This is a genomic window from Microbacterium sp. W1-4-2 (genome assembly GCF_058349885.2).
The window spans coordinates 799,523-815,136 of record NZ_JBYRJC020000001.1; the positions used below are offsets into that span (position 1 = coordinate 799,523).

The 15,614-nt window shown below is 70.9% G+C and carries 18 protein-coding genes; 10 read left to right on the plus strand and 8 right to left on the minus strand.

What is annotated here, in order from left to right; translation table 11 throughout:
• Nucleotides 1-21: 21 nt before the first annotated feature.
• Genes AC3RX0_RS03555 through xseA form a run of 4 tightly spaced genes read right to left on the minus strand, consistent with a single transcriptional unit; the run spans nt 22 to nt 2,874 of the window.
• A complete protein-coding gene (locus AC3RX0_RS03555) occupies nt 22-678 on the minus strand; it encodes a carbonic anhydrase (RefSeq protein WP_491504557.1) in 657 nt (218 codons plus the stop codon).
• Complete coding sequence (locus AC3RX0_RS03560; RefSeq protein ID WP_491504558.1) at nt 675-1,316, minus strand: DUF4245 family protein; 642 nt, start codon at nt 1,314-1,316, stop codon at nt 675-677. Before AC3RX0_RS03560 ends, AC3RX0_RS03555 begins: the two co-directional genes overlap by 4 nt.
• Complete coding sequence (locus AC3RX0_RS03565) at nt 1,316-1,573, minus strand: exodeoxyribonuclease VII small subunit (protein ID WP_491504559.1); 258 nt, start codon at nt 1,571-1,573, stop codon at nt 1,316-1,318. Before AC3RX0_RS03565 ends, AC3RX0_RS03560 begins: the two co-directional genes overlap by 1 nt.
• Complete coding sequence (xseA, locus tag AC3RX0_RS03570; RefSeq protein WP_491504560.1) at nt 1,570-2,874, minus strand: exodeoxyribonuclease VII large subunit; 1,305 nt, start codon at nt 2,872-2,874, stop codon at nt 1,570-1,572. Before xseA ends, AC3RX0_RS03565 begins: the two co-directional genes overlap by 4 nt.
• Nucleotides 2,875-2,973: 99 nt before the next feature.
• On the opposite strand from xseA, the gene AC3RX0_RS03575 reads away from it, so the two are divergent.
• The 5 genes from AC3RX0_RS03575 to AC3RX0_RS03595 all read left to right on the plus strand — a co-directional run bounded on the left by AC3RX0_RS03575 (nt 2,974) and on the right by AC3RX0_RS03595 (nt 6,547).
• Nucleotides 2,974-4,032: a 4-hydroxy-3-methylbut-2-enyl diphosphate reductase gene (locus AC3RX0_RS03575; RefSeq protein WP_491504561.1), complete on the plus strand. Its 1,059-nt coding sequence runs from the start codon at nt 2,974-2,976 to the stop codon at nt 4,030-4,032.
• Nucleotides 4,029-4,604, plus strand: a complete 576-nt coding sequence (locus AC3RX0_RS03580; protein ID WP_491504562.1) for a DUF6264 family protein — start codon at nt 4,029-4,031, stop codon at nt 4,602-4,604. The genes AC3RX0_RS03575 and AC3RX0_RS03580 overlap by 4 nt, the downstream gene beginning before the upstream one ends.
• 100 nt (nt 4,605-4,704) lie before the next feature.
• Nucleotides 4,705-5,229: a sigma-70 family RNA polymerase sigma factor gene (locus AC3RX0_RS03585; RefSeq protein WP_491504563.1), complete on the plus strand. Its 525-nt coding sequence runs from the start codon at nt 4,705-4,707 to the stop codon at nt 5,227-5,229.
• Nucleotides 5,226-6,011, plus strand: coding sequence for a zf-HC2 domain-containing protein (locus tag AC3RX0_RS03590; RefSeq protein WP_491504564.1), 786 nt, complete (start codon nt 5,226-5,228; stop codon nt 6,009-6,011). Before AC3RX0_RS03585 ends, AC3RX0_RS03590 begins: the two co-directional genes overlap by 4 nt.
• 77 nt (nt 6,012-6,088) lie before the next feature.
• Nucleotides 6,089-6,547, plus strand: a complete 459-nt coding sequence (locus AC3RX0_RS03595) for a COG4315 family predicted lipoprotein (protein ID WP_491504565.1) — start codon at nt 6,089-6,091, stop codon at nt 6,545-6,547.
• A gap of 88 nt (nt 6,548-6,635) precedes the next feature.
• On the opposite strand, the gene fbaA is transcribed toward AC3RX0_RS03595, so the two are convergent.
• The gene (fbaA, locus tag AC3RX0_RS03600; protein WP_491504566.1) at nt 6,636-7,664 is read right to left on the minus strand and encodes a class II fructose-bisphosphate aldolase; all 1,029 of its coding nucleotides are present in this window, start codon (nt 7,662-7,664) and stop codon (nt 6,636-6,638) included.
• Nucleotides 7,665-7,852: 188 nt separating this feature from the next.
• Here fbaA and glpX point away from each other — a divergent pair, with 188 nt between their 5' ends.
• On the plus strand, nt 7,853-8,863 hold the full coding sequence (gene glpX, locus AC3RX0_RS03605; protein ID WP_491504567.1) for a class II fructose-bisphosphatase: 1,011 nt from the start codon (nt 7,853-7,855) through the stop codon (nt 8,861-8,863).
• A 148-nt stretch (nt 8,864-9,011) separates the two neighbouring features.
• Nucleotides 9,012-9,254, plus strand: a complete 243-nt coding sequence (locus AC3RX0_RS03610) for a UDP-N-acetylmuramyl pentapeptide phosphotransferase (RefSeq protein WP_491504568.1) — start codon at nt 9,012-9,014, stop codon at nt 9,252-9,254.
• Between the two features lie 97 nt (nt 9,255-9,351).
• Here the strand turns inward: AC3RX0_RS03610 and AC3RX0_RS03615 are convergent, their stop codons facing one another.
• Nucleotides 9,352-10,659: a DNA recombination protein RmuC gene (locus AC3RX0_RS03615; protein ID WP_491504569.1), complete on the minus strand. Its 1,308-nt coding sequence runs from the start codon at nt 10,657-10,659 to the stop codon at nt 9,352-9,354.
• A gap of 33 nt (nt 10,660-10,692) precedes the next feature.
• Here AC3RX0_RS03615 and AC3RX0_RS03620 point away from each other — a divergent pair, with 33 nt between their 5' ends.
• A complete protein-coding gene (locus tag AC3RX0_RS03620) occupies nt 10,693-11,319 on the plus strand; it encodes a LysE family transporter (RefSeq protein WP_491504570.1) in 627 nt (208 codons plus the stop codon).
• A gap of 52 nt (nt 11,320-11,371) precedes the next feature.
• Here the strand turns inward: AC3RX0_RS03620 and AC3RX0_RS03625 are convergent, their stop codons facing one another.
• A complete protein-coding gene (locus AC3RX0_RS03625) occupies nt 11,372-11,977 on the minus strand; it encodes an exonuclease domain-containing protein (RefSeq protein ID WP_491504571.1) in 606 nt (201 codons plus the stop codon).
• 73 nt (nt 11,978-12,050) lie between these two features.
• On the opposite strand from AC3RX0_RS03625, the gene AC3RX0_RS03630 reads away from it, so the two are divergent.
• Nucleotides 12,051-12,800, plus strand: coding sequence for a class I SAM-dependent methyltransferase (locus AC3RX0_RS03630; protein ID WP_491504572.1), 750 nt, complete (start codon nt 12,051-12,053; stop codon nt 12,798-12,800).
• A gap of 55 nt (nt 12,801-12,855) precedes the next feature.
• Here the strand turns inward: AC3RX0_RS03630 and AC3RX0_RS03635 are convergent, their stop codons facing one another.
• A complete protein-coding gene (locus tag AC3RX0_RS03635; protein ID WP_491504573.1) occupies nt 12,856-14,406 on the minus strand; it encodes an HNH endonuclease signature motif containing protein in 1,551 nt (516 codons plus the stop codon).
• A gap of 123 nt (nt 14,407-14,529) precedes the next feature.
• Between AC3RX0_RS03635 and ychF the strand changes: the two genes are divergently transcribed.
• Nucleotides 14,530-15,603: a redox-regulated ATPase YchF gene (gene ychF / locus AC3RX0_RS03640; protein ID WP_491504574.1), complete on the plus strand. Its 1,074-nt coding sequence runs from the start codon at nt 14,530-14,532 to the stop codon at nt 15,601-15,603.
• Nucleotides 15,604-15,614 lie beyond the last annotated feature (11 nt).

Consider the following 15,614-nt stretch of genomic DNA (forward strand, 5'->3'; position numbering starts at 1 on the left):
TGAACGCGGACGGGGTGGGGCTCACAGCCCGGGGATCGAGATGGGGCCTTCGACGACGTGCGGGACGGTGGTGCCCTCGCCCAGGCGGTAGATCGCCCCGACGATGCCCAGGCGGCCCGAGGCGACGGCGTCGGAGACGATCGGGGATGCCTGCAACAGCTCGGCGACCGTCTCGCGCAGGTGCTCGCGGCCGACCTCGTCGGCATCGGCGGCGGCGGGAGCGGTGTGCGCCGCGCGGGCGATCCGGTGCACGGTGGGCACGATCGGGGCGATCAGCCGCCAGATCTGCGCGGGCAGCTCGGGGGCGTCCTCCCGGGTGCTGTCGATCGCGGCGCGGACGGCCCCGCAGGCTTCGTGGCTCAGCACGACCAGCAGCGGCACGTCCAGGACCGCCACGGCGAATTCAATGCTGCCCAGCGCCGAGTTCGAGACCACCTGACCGGCGTTTCGCACCACGAACATGTCGCCCAGGCCCTCGTCGAAGACGATCTCGGACGCCGGGCGCGAGTCGGAGCAGCCGAAGACCACCGCGTGCGGGTGCTGTCCGTCGGTCAGCTCGCGGCGGCGGTCCGCGCTCTGGCGCGGGTGCAGCACGGTGCCTTCGACGAACCGGCCGTTGCCGGCGGCGAGTCGGTCCCAGGCAGCCTGTGGGGTGAGTCGCGTGCGGGTCTCTGTCACTTCTTCTCCTGTCGCAGGGCGGTGATCTGGTCGGTGAGCCCGTGCGCGGCGACGGCCGCGGTCTTCGCGTCGGTCGCGCCGTAGACCAGGATGCGGTCGGCGCCGGCGGTCGTGCCGATCGCGTAGCTCACGTTGCCGGCCTGCGACGGGTCGGGGATCGCATACCGCGTCCAGCCGATGCCGTCGATCGTGACGGTGCCGTCAGGGGCTGCGCCGGACAGCAGCTGCGCGTCCCAGGCGCTGTCGGCGCCGAAGCCCTGCGCCACGCGCAGGAATCCGGCATCCTTGCCCGTCGCGTACACGACGGTCCAGGTGGGGTTCGCGGATGCCGAGAACGAGGCGTCGTTGGCTCGCCAGCCTGCGGGGACGTCGGGGACGAGCACGGTCTCGCCGGTCGCCTGCTCCGCCTGCTGGGCGACCGCCGTGACATCGACCGCAGGCGGCGGCGTCGACGCGCCGCGGGGGACGATCATGACGATGACGGCCACGACCGCCAGCGTCGCCAGGAGCGCGGCGACGAGGTTGCGCGCGGTCTGGCTGGAGCGGTAGACGCGCGACGACTCGGCCTTGCGCGCGGCGGCCTCGTCGGCGGTCTCGGGGCGGCCGAGTTCGGCGACGACGCGCGGGGACGAGGCCATCAGTCCGCCTCGGTCTGAGAGCGGGCACCGTCGGAACGAGCGCTGTCGGAACGAGCACTGTCGAGGCGCTCCTTCGCGCCGCGCAGCCACTGCTCGCAGCGCGCGGCCAGGGCCTCGCCCCGCTCCCACAGGGCGAGCGAGTGCTCGAGGGTCGGTGCGCCCTGCTCGAGCTCGGCGACCACCGCGACGAGCTCGTCGCGCGCCTGCTCGAAGGTCAGCGAGGCGACGTCGACGGCGGATCCGCTCGGCTCGGTCATACGTCCAGCTTAGTTCCGGTTGCCGGCGCCGCCGATTCGGGCACTTCGCCGTCGGACGTGGCCGCGACGCTGCCCCGGTCGACCGTCACCGTCAGCGCCGTACCGGCCGGCGCCTGCGCCGCGTCGCGCACGATCGTGCCGTCGCCCAGGTGCGCGATCGCGTAGCCGCGGGCCAGGGTCGCGGCGGGGGAGAGCGCCCGCAGCGTCGCGCGCAGCTCGGCCACACGCCCCTCGCCCGCATGGATCCGGCGGTCGACCAGGTCGCGGCCGCGCGCGGTGAGCAGCCAGACGTCCTGCGAGCGCCCGGCGAGCATCGACTCGGGGTCGCGCAGCACGGGTCTCGTGCGCAGCTGCTCGAGTCGCTCGATGTCGTGCGTCACCCGGGTGGTCAGGCGCATGGTCAGCCGCGCCCGCAGCTGGGCGATCAGCGCTCGTTGCTCGCCGACGTCGGGCACCACGCGTTTGGCGGCGTCGGTCGGGGTGGACGCGCGCAGGTCGGCCACGTCGTCCAGCAGCGGATGGTCGTTCTCATGTCCGATGGCGCTGACGACGGGGGTGGATGCCGCGGCCACAGCCCGCAGCAGTCGCTCGTCGCTGAACCCGAGCAGGGTCTGCGGATCGCCGCCCCCGCGCGCGATCACGATCACGTCGACCTCGGGGTCGGCATCCAGCGTCTTCAACGCCGCGAGCGTCTCGGGAACGCACCGATCGCCCTGCACCGCCGCGTGCACGGTGCGGAACCGCACGTGCGGCCAGCGCAGCTCGGCGTTGCGGTGCACGTCCTTCTCGGCGTCGGAGCGCTCGCCCGTGATCAGGCCGATGCAATGCGGCAGAAACGGGATCCGCTTCTTGCGCGCGGGGTCGAACAGGCCCTCGGAGCGCAGCTGGACGCGCAGCCGCTCGAGCCGTTCGAGCTGGTCGCCCAGGCCGGCGCGGCGCATCTGCGACACCGCGAACGTGAAGTCGCCGCCCTTCGCGTAGTAATCGGCCTTCACACATGCGACGACCCGGTCGCCGACCTTCAGATCGTCGGTCAGGCGCGCACGCGTGCTCGACCACAGCCGGAACGACAGCGTCGCGTCGACGCCGATATCCTTCAACCGCCCGTACACGGCGCCGGCGCGCACGTTCCACGACGTGAGCTCGCCCTCGACCCACACCGAGCCCCAGCGCTCGACGAATCCGTGGATGGTCTCGTTCAGCCGCGACACCGAGGTCGGCGCGTCGGGGCGGGACTCGCGCGGATGCACGCTGTCGGCGGGCGGCTGCCCGGGGCCCTCGTCGGGGCGGAACGTGGTCATGTGGTCCTTCCGTCGCGGATCCGCTCCCGCGCACAGCGGGTCGGCCGGGCCGGTTCGCACTGAGGCCTTTCGCAGGCCTCGGTCCCTAGAATCGGAAGGGTGAGCAACACCGCCGTCCGCCTGCCCGTGCCCCGCGTTCCCGGCCGCACGGCGCGCACCGAGCCGCTCCAGGATATCCCGGCGCACGGACACAAGCGGGTGCTGCTGGCAGCGCCCCGGGGATACTGCGCCGGTGTGGACCGCGCGGTGATCACGGTCGAGCGGGCGCTGGAGCGCTACGGCGCCCCCGTGTACGTGCGCAAGCAGATCGTGCACAACATCCACGTCGTCACCGAGCTCGAGGGCAAGGGAGCGGTCTTCGTCGACGAGGTCGACGAGGTGCCCGAGGGCGCGCACGTCGTCTTCAGCGCACACGGGGTGGCACCGGCGGTGAAGGATGCCGCGGCCCTGCGCGGTCTGCAGGCGATCGACGCGACCTGCCCGCTCGTGACGAAGGTGCATCGCGAGGCCGTGCGCTTCGCCCGCGACGACTACGAGATCCTGCTGATCGGGCACACCGGGCACGAAGAGGTCGAGGGCACCGCCGGCGAGGCGCCCGCGCACGTGACCGTGGTGAACTCGCCCGAGGAGGCCGACACGGTGCAGGTCCGCGACCCCGAGAAGGTCGTGTGGCTGTCGCAGACGACGCTGTCGGTGGACGAGACGATGCAGACCGTGCGCCGGCTGCGCGAGCGGTTCCCGCATCTGCAGGACCCGCCCACGGACGACATCTGCTATGCCACGCAGAACCGTCAGGTGGCGGTGAAGAAGATCGCCCGCGACGCCGAGCTGGTGCTCGTGGTGGGCTCGGCGAACTCGTCGAACACGGTGCGACTCGCCGAGGTGGCGCTGCAGCACGGCGCGAGGGCGGCGCACCGCATCGACGACGCCGACGAGATCCGGCAGGAGTGGCTGGAGGGTGTTGCGACCGTCGGCGTCACGAGCGGCGCCTCGGTGCCGGACGACCTCGTGCGCGGCGTGCTCGCGGCTCTGGCCGAGGCCGGGTACGGCGACGTGGACGAGGTGCGCACGGCCGAGGAGGATCTGATGTTCTCGCTGCCGAAGGAGCTGCGCACCCCGGGAGCCGCGGACGACCACGCTCGAGGAGGCCGTCGATGACCGAGTCCCGTCGCGAGCACGGCCATGATCGGGCGCCCGACCCGCGGCCGCGGCCGCAGTACGGCGAGTATGCGACCCCGGCCGAGCAGCGCGCGCGCATCCAGCACCCGTCGCCGCCGACGTCGGCACCGCCCGTCGCCCCCGTCCTGCCGGGTTCGCCCGCCGCGCCCCCGACGCAGACCGTGCGGCCGGGCGCGATGGTCAACCGCATCGTCACGGTCGTGCTGCTGGCCTTCGGGGCCCTCAACGTCGCGATGGGAGTGTTCGCGCTGCTGGACCTGCCGGTGTTCATGAACGCCGAGTACAAGATGATGGGCGTATCGGGCACGTTCGCCGCGACGCCCGAGGCCCAGATGTGGGGGAACATCGCCGCGGTCGTGCTCGCCGTCGGCTACCTGCTGACCCTGGCGATCTCGCTGCTGGTGCTGCGGCGCGGCCGCGTCTCGTGGTGGATCCCGATCGTCGGAGCGGTGATCACGGGCTTCGCGGTGGCATTCATCCTGCTGACCCCCCTGATGGCCGATCCGGCGTACGTGCACTATCTGTCCACGTTGACGCACAGTTCCTCCTGATCGGCGCATACTCGGGAGGAACGGACCCGGCCACGGTGCGCTCCGGCATGACGTGAACCGATCGGGCCGCGGTCTCGTGCTCTCTTCGAGGAGGTGACGGATGCCACCGCGCGAGAACGAAGCGTCACGCGTCGACGCGCAGCTCACCGCGCTGTACGACGCGCATGCGCGGCCGGTGTGGCGCTACGTCGTGTCGCTGACGGGCGATCGTGCCGGCGCCGACGACGTCGTGCAGGAGACGCTGCTGCGCGCGTGGCGGACGCCGCGCATCCTGGAGCAGGATCCGTCGACGACCCGGGCGTGGATGATCACCGTCGCCCGGCACCTCGTGATCGACGATGCGCGCAGCGCGCGCCGACGCCACGAGCACGCGGTCGCGGACCCTCCCGACCATGGCGTGGAGGACGACACCGACCGCTTGTTCGAGGCGCTGCTGGTCGAAGAGGCGCTGCGCGACCTGAGCGAGGACCACCGCGCGGTGATCGTGGCCGCCTACTACCGCGGATGCAGCGTCGCCCAGATCGCCGCCGACCTGGGCATTCCGGACGGCACCGTCAAGTCGCGCCTGCACTACGGACTGCGAGCCCTGCGGCTCGCCCTGCAAGAGAGGGGAGTGACCCGATGAACGCAGAGCACGCGATCTACGCGGAATGGGACGCGGCATACGTCCTGGGCGCTCTCTCGCCCGCCGACCGGGCCGCGTTCGAGCGGCACCTGGAGGACTGCGACGCCTGCCGTGCGGCTGTGCTCGAGCTGGCCCCGGCCGTGGGACTGCTCGCCCGGGTCGGCGCGGGCTCGGCGGTGCGCGGCGGCGAGGTCGACGACGTGTCGACGGCGCCCGACGTCGTGGCCGACGACGTGACGGCCGTCGCCACCGCGGACACCGGCGTCGCCGGCGATCGCGCATTCGACGCCGGGGACGAGCTGGCCGCACGGCGTGCGATCGCCTCGCTGCACCGCCGGCGCTCGCGTCGGCGCCTGCGCACCCGGTGGGTGATCGCCGTGGCCGCCGCGATCGTCGCCGTGCTGGCGATCGCGGTGCCGGTCTCGGTGCAGCTGGCACCGCAACCGGCGGCGGCGTTCTCACTGCAGGACGTCGGCGGAGCGTCCCTGCAGGCCTCGGTGCGGCTGACGACCGTCGCCTGGGGCACCCGCATCGATCTGGATTGTCTGTACCCCGGCGGCGGCTACCACAACGGCCCGGCGGACGGTGCGACCTACGAACTCGCCGTCGTCGGCAGGGACGGCACGGCCACCACGGTGTCGACCTGGCGGGCGCTGCCGGGCGAACGGGCCCGGGTGACCGCGGGGACCGCGCTGAATGTGGCATCCATCGGCGCCGTCGAGATCCGCTCGTCGGGTGGCGCCGTGATCATGCGCCACGACCTGCAGGTGCGCACCAGCTGAGCGGCCTGCGGTCCTCGCATGACGGCGAACCGGCCTGCGAGGACGAGACGAGCCGGGGAGGGGAGCAGACTGGAGTCATGCGCATTCCCCGCGTGCTCACCGCACTCGCCGTCCCCGCCTGCCTCGCCCTGTCCGCCGTGGCGGTCACCGGCTGCACGGCCGACACCGGTCCGCGCGTCGTGCTCAAGACCGTGCACACGACCGCCGGGACGGTCGTGGCGGATGCCTCGGGCCGCGCCGTGTATCTGTACGCGGGCGACCGGCAGAACGCGAAGAGCACGACATGCGACGCGAACTGTCTGGCGGCCTGGCCGCCGGTGACCACCACCTCGACGCAGCCGAAGGCGGAGGGGATCACCGCACCCGTCGGCGAGATCCCCGCCCCCGACGGCGGGCACCAGCTGACGCTGGACGGGTGGCCGCTGTACTACTTCGACGGCGACACGACCGCCGGCATGATCAAGGGGCAGGGCATCGGCGACGTGTGGTGGCTGCTGGCCCCCGACGGCACGCGCGTGACCTCCATCGGACGCTGAGCGCCCCTTTCGTCACTGCGACGATGGACGCGCAGACAGTGGATGCCTCGACCCGGCGGGCCGAGGCATCCACTGTCGTGTGCGCGGGTTACGACTGGCTCTTGCCGTACGATCCGAGCTGCTGGGTGGACTCGACGACGCGCGCGGCCATCGCCGACTCGGCGATCTTGCCCCACGCGCGGGGGTCATACTGCTTCTTGTTGCCTACTTCGCCGTCGACCTTGAGCACTCCGTCGTAGTTGGAGAGCATGTAGCCGGCGACCGCGCGGGTGAAGGCGTACTGGGTGTCGGTGTCGACGTTCATCTTCACGACGCCGTTGGAGACCGCGAGCGCGATCTCCGCATCGGACGAGCCCGAGCCGCCGTGGAAGACGAGCTCGAGCGGCTTCGGGCCGTGGCCGAACCGCTCGGCGATGCCCGCCTGGATCTCGCCCAGGAGCTCCGGGCGCAGCTTCACGTTGCCCGGCTTGTAGACGCCGTGCACGTTGCCGAACGTCAGCGCGGCGATGTAGCGGCCGTTCTCGCCCAGGCCCAGCGCCTCGACCGCCTTGGCGACGTCGCCCACGGTCGTGTAGAGCGCCTCGTTGGTGCCCTCGTGCTTGACGCCGTCCTCTTCGCCGCCGACGACCCCGATCTCGACCTCGAGGATCGCGTTGATGTTCTTCATACGGGGCAGCAGTTCCTTGGCGATCTCGATGTTCTCATCGAGCGGCACGGCCGAGCCGTCCCACATGTGGGACTGGAAGATCGGGTTGCGCCCGGCCTTGACCTCTTCTTCGCTGGCGGCGATCAGCGGCAGCACGAAGTCCTCGAGCGCAGGCTTCGGGCAGTGGTCGGTGTGCAGCGCGACCGTGATCGGGTAGTTCTTCGCGACCTCGGTGGCGTATCGCGCGAACGCCAGCGCGCCGGTGGCGCGGGCCTTCACCGTGTGGCCGGCGAAGTAGTCGGCGCCGCCGGTGGTGACCTGGATGATGCCGTCCGAGCCCGCCTCGGTCAGGCCCTGCAGGACCGCGTTGATCGTCTGAGAGCTGGACACGTTGATCGCGGGATAGGCGAAGCCGCCGGCCTTCGCGCGGTCGAGCATCTCGGCGTACTGATCGGGGGTGGCGACGGGCATGGCGTGCGCTCCTTGGTCGAGGTGGATTGCACCCAACTCTAGCGAAGAGCGCCCCTGTCGCCACGGACGAGTCGGTCGGGCTGCCAAGGCGGGTCCGAGATGCCCCGTACGAAAGAACCGTCATTCCTTCTTGTTCACATGGGCGTAATCGCTGTTGTTCCTGCAGGCGGGCGGTTATCGTTGGCCGCATGGTGAGTCTCACGGTTGATCCGAACGCCCCTCTCGATCATTCGACGCCGCTGCGACCGGATCGCAACATGGCGCTCGAGCTGGTGCGGGCCACCGAGGCGGCCGCGATCCGGGCCGTGCCGTTCATCGGCCGCGGGCGAAAGGAGGCCGCCGACGGCGCCGCGGTCGACGCGATGCGCGCGTTCCTCACGACCGTGAGCTTCGACGGGACGATCGTGATCGGCGAAGGCGAGAAGGACAACGCCCCGATGCTGTTCAACGGCGAGCACGTGGGCAACGGCACGGGTCCGCAGTGCGACGTCGCCGTCGACCCGATCGACGGCACGTCGCTGACGGCGGCGGGTCGCAACAACGCGCTGTCGGTCATCGCCGTGTCGGACTCGGGCACCATGCTGGACGCGTCGAGCGTCTTCTACATGGACAAGCTGGTCACCGGGCCGGCCGGTGTGGGCGTCGTCGACATCCGCCTGCCGATCGCCGAGAACATCCACCGCCTGGCCAAGGCGCTGGGCAAGCCGGTGTCGGAGATGGTGGTCTCGGTGCTGCACCGTCCGCGCCACGAGCAGCTCATCGACGACATCCGTGAGGCCGGGGCCGGCACCCGGCTGATGAGCGACGGAGACGTCGCCGGCGGCATCAACGCCGCCCGCCACAACGCGCGCACCGACATGTGCGTCGGCGTCGGCGGCAGCCCTGAGGGCATCGTCACCGCCTGCGCGATCAAGGCGCTCGGCGGGCACATCCAAGGGCGGCTGTGGCCGCGCGACGATGACGAGAAGCAGCGCGGCGTCGACGCCGGGCTCAAGCTCGACGGGCACGTGTACGAGGCGGACGACCTGGTGCACGGCAACAACACGCTGTTCGTCGCGACCGGCGTCACGAACGGCGAACTGGTCGCGGGCGTGCGCCGCGAAGGCGGCTACGTCTACACCGAGAGCGTCGTCCTGCGGGGCGCGTCAGGCACGCTGCGCCGCATCTCGTCGGAGCACCTCACGTCGAAGTGGCTGTGAGTTCCGCTCGCACACGGAGTGGCGTGAGACGCGTGTGACGCGTGCGACAGAAGTCGCTGTGAATGCGCGGTAACCCTGCCCGGCCATGGCAGAATCGACCCGGTGCGCCGCGATCGTCTCGATCGCCGCACGCGTGGAGGAGACGGACATGGCTGCAGACACCGGGGCATCGCAGAAGCGGACCGGAGCGCAGGCCGTCGTCGCCGACGCCCTCTCGCGCACCGGGTCTCACGCGAAAGTCGAGATGGATCCTGCGCGGCGTCCCGATGTGCTGTTCCGAGTGCGTCACGAAGAAGGCGAGCAGATCAGTGCGTGGTGGATGATCGGCGCGTTCGTGGCCGTCTCCGGCGCCGCGATCGCCCTGCTCAGCCTGATCCCCGGCGGTCACTGACTGTCCTGGTTCCCGGCGGTCACCGACTGTCCTGGTTCCCGGCGGTCACCGACTGTCCTGGTTCCCGGCGGTCACTGACCGTCCTGATCCCCGGCGGTCACGGACCGTCGATCCGCTCGCGCAGCGTTCCCAGGTCCGCGGCTACGACCGGCTGCTCGTGGTCGGCTGCAGCTAGCAGCTCGGGCGCCGTCAGTCGCCGCGTCGCCGACTCCACAGCCTTCGGCTCGGGAAGCGCGTCGAGCTTCGTCTGATCGATACCGGGGAATCGGCGCGCGCTGACCAGCACCCGCGATTCGAGCGAGCCCGCGAACCGGTTGTAGCTGTCGACGGTGCGCTCGATCGCCCGGCGCAGGTCGTCGGCGTGCGATGCGAGCGAGGTCAACCGGCTGTACAGCTCGTTGCCCAGGTCGAACAGCCGTCGCGCCTCTTGCGAGACGTCCTGCTGCGTCCAGGTGTACGCGATGGTCTTCAGCACGGCCCACAGGTTGACCGGCGACGCGAGGGCGACCCGCTTGCCGAACGCGTAGTCCAGGAGCGCGGCGTCCTCGTCGAGCGCCGCTGCCAGCAGCGATTCGCTGGGCAGGAAGCAGATGACGAACTCTGGGCTGGATTCCAGTCCCGCCCAGTACGTCTTCTTCGCGAGCGCGTCCACGTGCGCCCGCACCGCCTTCGCGTGCTTCTCGAGCAGCCCGCGCCGCCGCTCGCCCTCGGCGCCGTGGGCCGTGAACGGGATGGCCGTGGCCTCGAGATACGCGTCCAGCGGCACCTTCGCATCCACGGCCAGGGCCTTGCCGCCCGGAAGGCGGATGATCATGTCGGGCCGACCGGCGCCCGCGTCCGTCGTGATCGACGCCTGCAGGTCGAAGTCCACGTGCCGGGTCAGCCCCGCCGCTTCGACGACGCGCCGCAGCTGCGTCTCGCCCCAGACACCCCGGGTGCTGCCCGAGCGCAACGCGCCGGCCAGGGATTCTGTCGTCGTGCGCAGCGCTTCGCCCGCCTCGTGCGAGCGGCGCAGCTGCTCGGTCAGCGACCCGTACTGCTCGTGACGGTCGTGCTCGAGCGCGTCGACCTTGCGCTGCATCGCCTGCAGAGTCTCCTGCACCGGTGCGAGCGCCCGCAGCACGGCATGCTCGCGCTGCTCGCGCTGGGCGCGGGCGGCCTCGTCGAAGCGTGCGCGATCCATGGTCTCGTCGTAGCGGCGTTCCTGCTGATCGAGCTGATCGCGCAGCGCGGCGGCGACCGTCTCGGCCGTGGCGACGCGCGCGGCGAGGTCGGTCGCGGCGCCGGCAGCGCGCATCGCGCGCACCGCCCAGCCGGCGACGAAGCCGATGGCGAGCATGATCACGGCCACGAAGGCGAAGGTCCCGGCATCCATGTCCTTCAGCTTGCCGGGAGCCTCCGACATCGGTGCGCGCCGCGCGGTCCGTAAGATGTGCGAGTGACGCTCACGGTCTGGTTCTCGCTGCTCGCCGCCTGCGTCGTCATCAGCCTCACCCCCGGCGCCGGCGCCATCAACACGATGTCGAACGCGCTCAACGAGGGATGGCGGCGCTCGATCTGGGGCGTGCTGGGTCAGCAGCTTGCCCTGATCGTGCACGTCGTGATCGTCGCCGCCGGCGTCGGACTGCTGGTGTCCCGCTCGCACATCCTGTTCGAGACGATCCGCTACCTCGGCGCCGCCTACCTCGTGTTCCTCGGCATCCGCATGATCGTGCTGCGTCCGGCGGTCACCGAGGACGTCGACGCCGGCGCGCGCACGCGCGAGAGCGCCTGGTCGATGATCCGGCGCGGCTTCTGGGTGAACATGCTCAACCCGAAGGCGATCGTGTTCTTCCTCGCGTTCGTGCCGCAGTTCATCCGCCTCGACCGCCCACCGCTCGAGCAGTATCTGATCCTGATCACGACCGTGGTCGTGGTCGACGTGCTCGTGATGTGGTCCTTCTTCGCCGCGGCGGCAAAGCCGTTCCGGCGGGTCGTGCGCAGACCGCGAGGGCAGAAGGTTATGAACATCGTGTTCGGGTCACTGTTCATCGCGGTCGCGGGGCTGCTGCTGCTCGTGCATTGAGCCGCTCGCGGTCGGCACTGACTGCGCGCGGTCCGGGAGCGTCCCGCGGCCGTCAGGCGACGGCGAACACCGGCTCTGTGGCCGGCACGGCGGGATCGATCGTCCTGACGCGCAGCGCGTGCGTGCGGGCGAGCGCGTCGACGTCGTCGGCCCGGCAGCGGTGGGCGGCGTCGATCACGATGTGCGCGCAGGCCAGGGCGTCGGCGGCGGCGTCGTGATGCGCGAAGCCGGTGAACCCCGCGGCGGCCGCGGCCGACGGCAGTCGGTACGAGGGCAGGTCGTACGCCTTGCGCGCCAGCTGCAGGCTGCAGAAGTAGCGGTACGGCGGGCACGACTCGCCCGTCGCCTCGCAGGCGCGGCGCAGCACCGACATGTCGAACCCCGCATTGTGTGCGGCCAGCACGTCGGCGCCGGCGAAGGCGCCGAGATCGTCCAGCTGCTCGGACCATGTGGGTGCGTCGCGCACGTCTTCGGGGTGGATGCCGTGGATCTGGACGTTCAGGTCGAAGAAGCGATCATGGCCCGCCGGGGGGCGGATCAGCCACCCGGCCGTCGCCACGACCTGGCCGTCGCGGACGCGGGCGAGTCCGACCGCGCATGCCGAGGCACTGCTGGAATTCGCCGTCTCGAAGTCGATCGCGGTGAAATCCAGTGGCACGCCTCAACTCTCACCCGCGGGCGCGGCCGGAGCGGCCAGGCGCGCCGTGGAGCGCTCGACATATGCTCGAGGCATGGCCTCACGCGAAGAGATGTCGCAGTCGTTCGGTTCTGCCGCTGCAGAGTACGAGGCGGGACGGCCCGAGTACCCCGCCGAGGCGGTGGAGTGGATGCTGCAGCCCGTCGCCGGGGGAGAGGCCCGGGTGCGCGTGGCCGACGTCGGGGCCGGCACAGGCAAGCTCACGCGCGCACTGGTCGCCCGCGGCGCCGAGGTGATCGCGGTCGAGCCTGATGCCGTCATGCTCGAGAGCCTGCGTCAGGTCGTTCCGGGCGTGCCGACGTTCGTGGGATCGGCGGAGCGGCTGCCGCTGCCGGACGGCGCGCTCGACGCGGTCGTGTTCGGCCAGGCCTGGCACTGGGTCGACCCGGCACCGGCGTCGGCCGAGGTCGCGCGTGTGCTGCGGCCCGGCGGCATGCTGGGGCTGATCTGGAACATCCGCGACGAGAGCGTCGAGTGGGTCGCCGAGATGACCGGGATCATGCACGGCAGCAACGCCGAGATCATGATGGCCTCGGGCGGCCCCGAGGTCGCGGCGCCCTTCGGCGAGCCCGAGACGCGCACGTGGGACTGGGTGCGCCCGATGACCCGCGTGCAGCTGTGGGACATGGTGCGTTCGCGCAGCTACATCATCACCGCCGAGCCCGCCGAGAAGGAGCGCGTCGAGCGCGAGCTCGAGGCCGTCTTCGATCGGATCGGCGCGGTCGGCGATGCCGTCGTCGACCTGCCGTACGTCACGCACGCGTTCCGCGCTCGTCGGCCGTAGAGCGACCTCCGGCCTGGCAGACTCGGCCGAACGCCGGCTTTCATCGCTGCGGGTGTCACGCGGCAGCTCGGCTCGCAGACCGGAATCGGGGTTCCGGTGGTGGTGTTCGCCAGAGGTATCTGCGGGCGAGTCTGGTGGTGAGGACGATGGGTTCGGCGCCGTCGGGCGGATGGAGGACGAAGTCGCCCTTTCCATCGCGGGTGATCCACCAGCGGCCGTGGTGCAGGTTCATATGGTGGAACCGGCACAGCAGAATGCCTCTGTCGATATCGGTTCTGCCGCCGGTCGCCCATCCGTCGATGTGGTGGGCTTCGCAGTAGTGCGCAGGGCGGTCGCAGCCCGGCCACCGACATCCGCCGTCGCGGATCGCGAGCGCGAGCTTCTGCTTCGGGGTGAACAGTCGCGCCTCGCGGCCCAGGTCGAGCGGATTGCCGTTCGCATCGAGCAGACACTCGGTCGCCCCGGTGTCGCATGCGTGCTGGGCCGCCAACCACGCTGGAAGAGGCGTGCTGTCGTCCTGAGCGGAGGCGAGCGAAGGCACATCCCGCTTCTCGGCATCCGCAGCGTCCTCGGTGATGAGGATCCGGATCCCGGCCTGCCGCGTTCCGAACACGGTGTCGGACTCGGCCAGCGCACCGGCCCGCAGCAGGTCGATCATCAGGTCGTACGCGAGCTGCTCGGTCGTGCGCGGATCGGCGGCCAGTTCGTCGGCGCGTGCCCGCTCGTCGTCGTCGACGAACCGAACCCCTCGACGCGGCGCCAGCGCCGAGTCCATGATGGTCTGCGCCCACAGCCCGCCTTCGTCGTCGAAGACGAACGATCCGTGTCGCACACCGTCCCGATCCACCCAGCTGCGGAACGACCGGTTCTCGTACCGTTGCTCGAACCGTTGCTGCGCGCCGGCGGGGTCGAGCAGGTCTCGGATCGCCCGGGCCTGGGCGGCCAGATCCTCGACCGTCCGGCACGCCGCCTCACCCACCAGTTGCGCCGCCGCCGTCTCCCATGCCGCCCGAGCTTCTTCCCGCGCCGCCGCAACCAGCTCGTCCAACGCCGTCGGGTCGCAGGATTCGGCGTCCGTGCAGATCGAGCCCGCATCGACCATTGGTGGTTCGCCGAGGTTGCGCAAGATCGCATCGTGCTGCGCTGTCGTGATCCGGCCATCCAGCAGTGCCGCACCCAGCGGAGCGTGCCATGGCTTCGTGGCGGGCACGCCGTCACCGTCGTCGGGTGGGGCATCCTCACCGTCGTCGTGTGTGCAGACGGCGCCGGCCAGCAGCGTCTCACCGGTGCGCACCTGCTTCGTCGCATCCGCGCGGGTCGCACCCGTGATCTGCTGCACCAGCGACACGGGTGAGCGATGCCCGCGCTTCTGCGACAGGCCCGAATGCCCCGCTTCGCGCGTCGAGCGGGCCGCGACGACCCCGGTCGCCGCCACCTGCAGGGACTCCAACGCGCGGATCGCCGCCGACGACTCGGTGATCAACTCGACGATCTGCTCATCGCCCAGACCTGCCACTACCGACGGCATCCGATCGGGCTCGGCATCCATCCCCACCACGCGCCGCAGCGCTTCGACGTGCGCCGCGATGTCGGTGAAGATTGCCATACTCAAAGCCTGCCATGAGCCTCCGACACTCGAATTGATGTACGCACTCTGCGCCGATCTCGAGGGGTCCGGTGGAAGCCGCGGGCCGGGCTGCGGCATCCACCCCCGGTAGACTGGTCGCCCGTGGCTCTCACCATCGGAATCGTCGGACTGCCCAACGTCGGCAAGTCCACCCTCTTCAATGCCCTGACCAAGAACCAGGTGCTCGCGGCGAACTATCCGTTCGCGACGATCGAGCCGAACATCGGGGTCGTGAACCTGCCCGATGAGCGGCTCGGCCGCCTCGCCGAGGTGTTCCACAGCGAGCGGCTGGTGCCGGCGTCCGTGTCGTTCGTCGACATCGCCGGTATCGTGCGCGGCGCATCCGAGGGGGAGGGGCTGGGCAACCAGTTCCTGGCGAACATCCGCGAGGCCGACGCGATCGCGCAGGTCGTGCGCGGCTTCGCCGATTCCGACGTCGTGCACGTCGAGGGCGAGGTCAACCCGCAGGCCGACCTCGAGACGATCGGCGCCGAGCTCATGCTCGCCGACTTGCAGACGCTCGAGAAGGCGATCCCGCGCTACGACAAGGAAGTCAAGGGCAAGAAGACCGACAGGGCCGTGCTCGAGGCGGCGCTGGCCGCGAAGGATGCGCTTGAGCGCGGCGTGCTGCTGTCGGCGTCGGGCGTCGACCTCGGCCCGATCCGGGAGTTGGGGCTGCTGACCGCGAAGCCCTTCATCTTCGTGTTCAACGTCGACGAGGCGGTGTTGACGGATGCCGCGCGCAAAGCCGAGCTCGAAGGTCTGGTCGCCCCCGCCCACGCCGTCTTCCTGGACGCGAAGATCGAGTCGGAGCTCATCGACCTCGACCCGGAGGATGCGGCCGAGCTGCTCGCGTCGACCGGGCAGGAGGAGTCGGGCCTGGATCAGCTGGCCCGCATCGGCTTCGACACGCTGGGCCTGCAGACGTACCTGACCGCGGGGCCCAAGGAGGCCCGTGCCTGGACGATCGGCAAGGGCTGGAAGGCGCCGCAGGCGGCGGGGGTCATCCACACCGACTTCGAGAAGGGCTTCATCAAGGCCGAGGTCATCTCGTTCGAGGATCTCGTCGAGCTCGGCTCGGTCGTCGAGGCCCGTGCGCACGGCAAGGCGCGCCTGGAGGGCAAGGACTACGTCATGCAGGACGGCGACGTGGTGGAGTTCCGCTTCAACGTGTGACCGCCTCCGGT

Excerpts from the sequence above, each read along its gene's own strand:
- AC3RX0_RS03590 (WP_491504564.1), top strand. The coding sequence starts at position 5,226 with ATGAACGCAGAGCACGCGATCTACGCGGAATGGGACGCGGCATACGTC.
- AC3RX0_RS03635 (WP_491504573.1), bottom strand. The coding sequence starts at position 14,406 with ATGGCAATCTTCACCGACATCGCGGCGCACGTCGAAGCGCTGCGGCGC.
- AC3RX0_RS03585 (WP_491504563.1), top strand. The coding sequence starts at position 4,705 with ATGCCACCGCGCGAGAACGAAGCGTCACGCGTCGACGCGCAGCTCACC.
- AC3RX0_RS03560 (WP_491504558.1), bottom strand. The coding sequence starts at position 1,316 with ATGGCCTCGTCCCCGCGCGTCGTCGCCGAACTCGGCCGCCCCGAGACC.
- AC3RX0_RS03615 (WP_491504569.1), bottom strand. The coding sequence starts at position 10,659 with ATGTCGGAGGCTCCCGGCAAGCTGAAGGACATGGATGCCGGGACCTTC.
- xseA (WP_491504560.1), bottom strand. The coding sequence starts at position 2,874 with ATGACCACGTTCCGCCCCGACGAGGGCCCCGGGCAGCCGCCCGCCGAC.
- AC3RX0_RS03595 (WP_491504565.1), top strand. The coding sequence starts at position 6,089 with ATGCGCATTCCCCGCGTGCTCACCGCACTCGCCGTCCCCGCCTGCCTC.
- AC3RX0_RS03580 (WP_491504562.1), top strand. The coding sequence starts at position 4,029 with ATGACCGAGTCCCGTCGCGAGCACGGCCATGATCGGGCGCCCGACCCG.
- AC3RX0_RS03630 (WP_491504572.1), top strand. The coding sequence starts at position 12,051 with ATGGCCTCACGCGAAGAGATGTCGCAGTCGTTCGGTTCTGCCGCTGCA.
- AC3RX0_RS03565 (WP_491504559.1), bottom strand. The coding sequence starts at position 1,573 with ATGACCGAGCCGAGCGGATCCGCCGTCGACGTCGCCTCGCTGACCTTC.
- AC3RX0_RS03610 (WP_491504568.1), top strand. The coding sequence starts at position 9,012 with ATGGCTGCAGACACCGGGGCATCGCAGAAGCGGACCGGAGCGCAGGCC.
- glpX (WP_491504567.1), top strand. The coding sequence starts at position 7,853 with ATGGTGAGTCTCACGGTTGATCCGAACGCCCCTCTCGATCATTCGACG.
- fbaA (WP_491504566.1), bottom strand. The coding sequence starts at position 7,664 with ATGCCCGTCGCCACCCCCGATCAGTACGCCGAGATGCTCGACCGCGCG.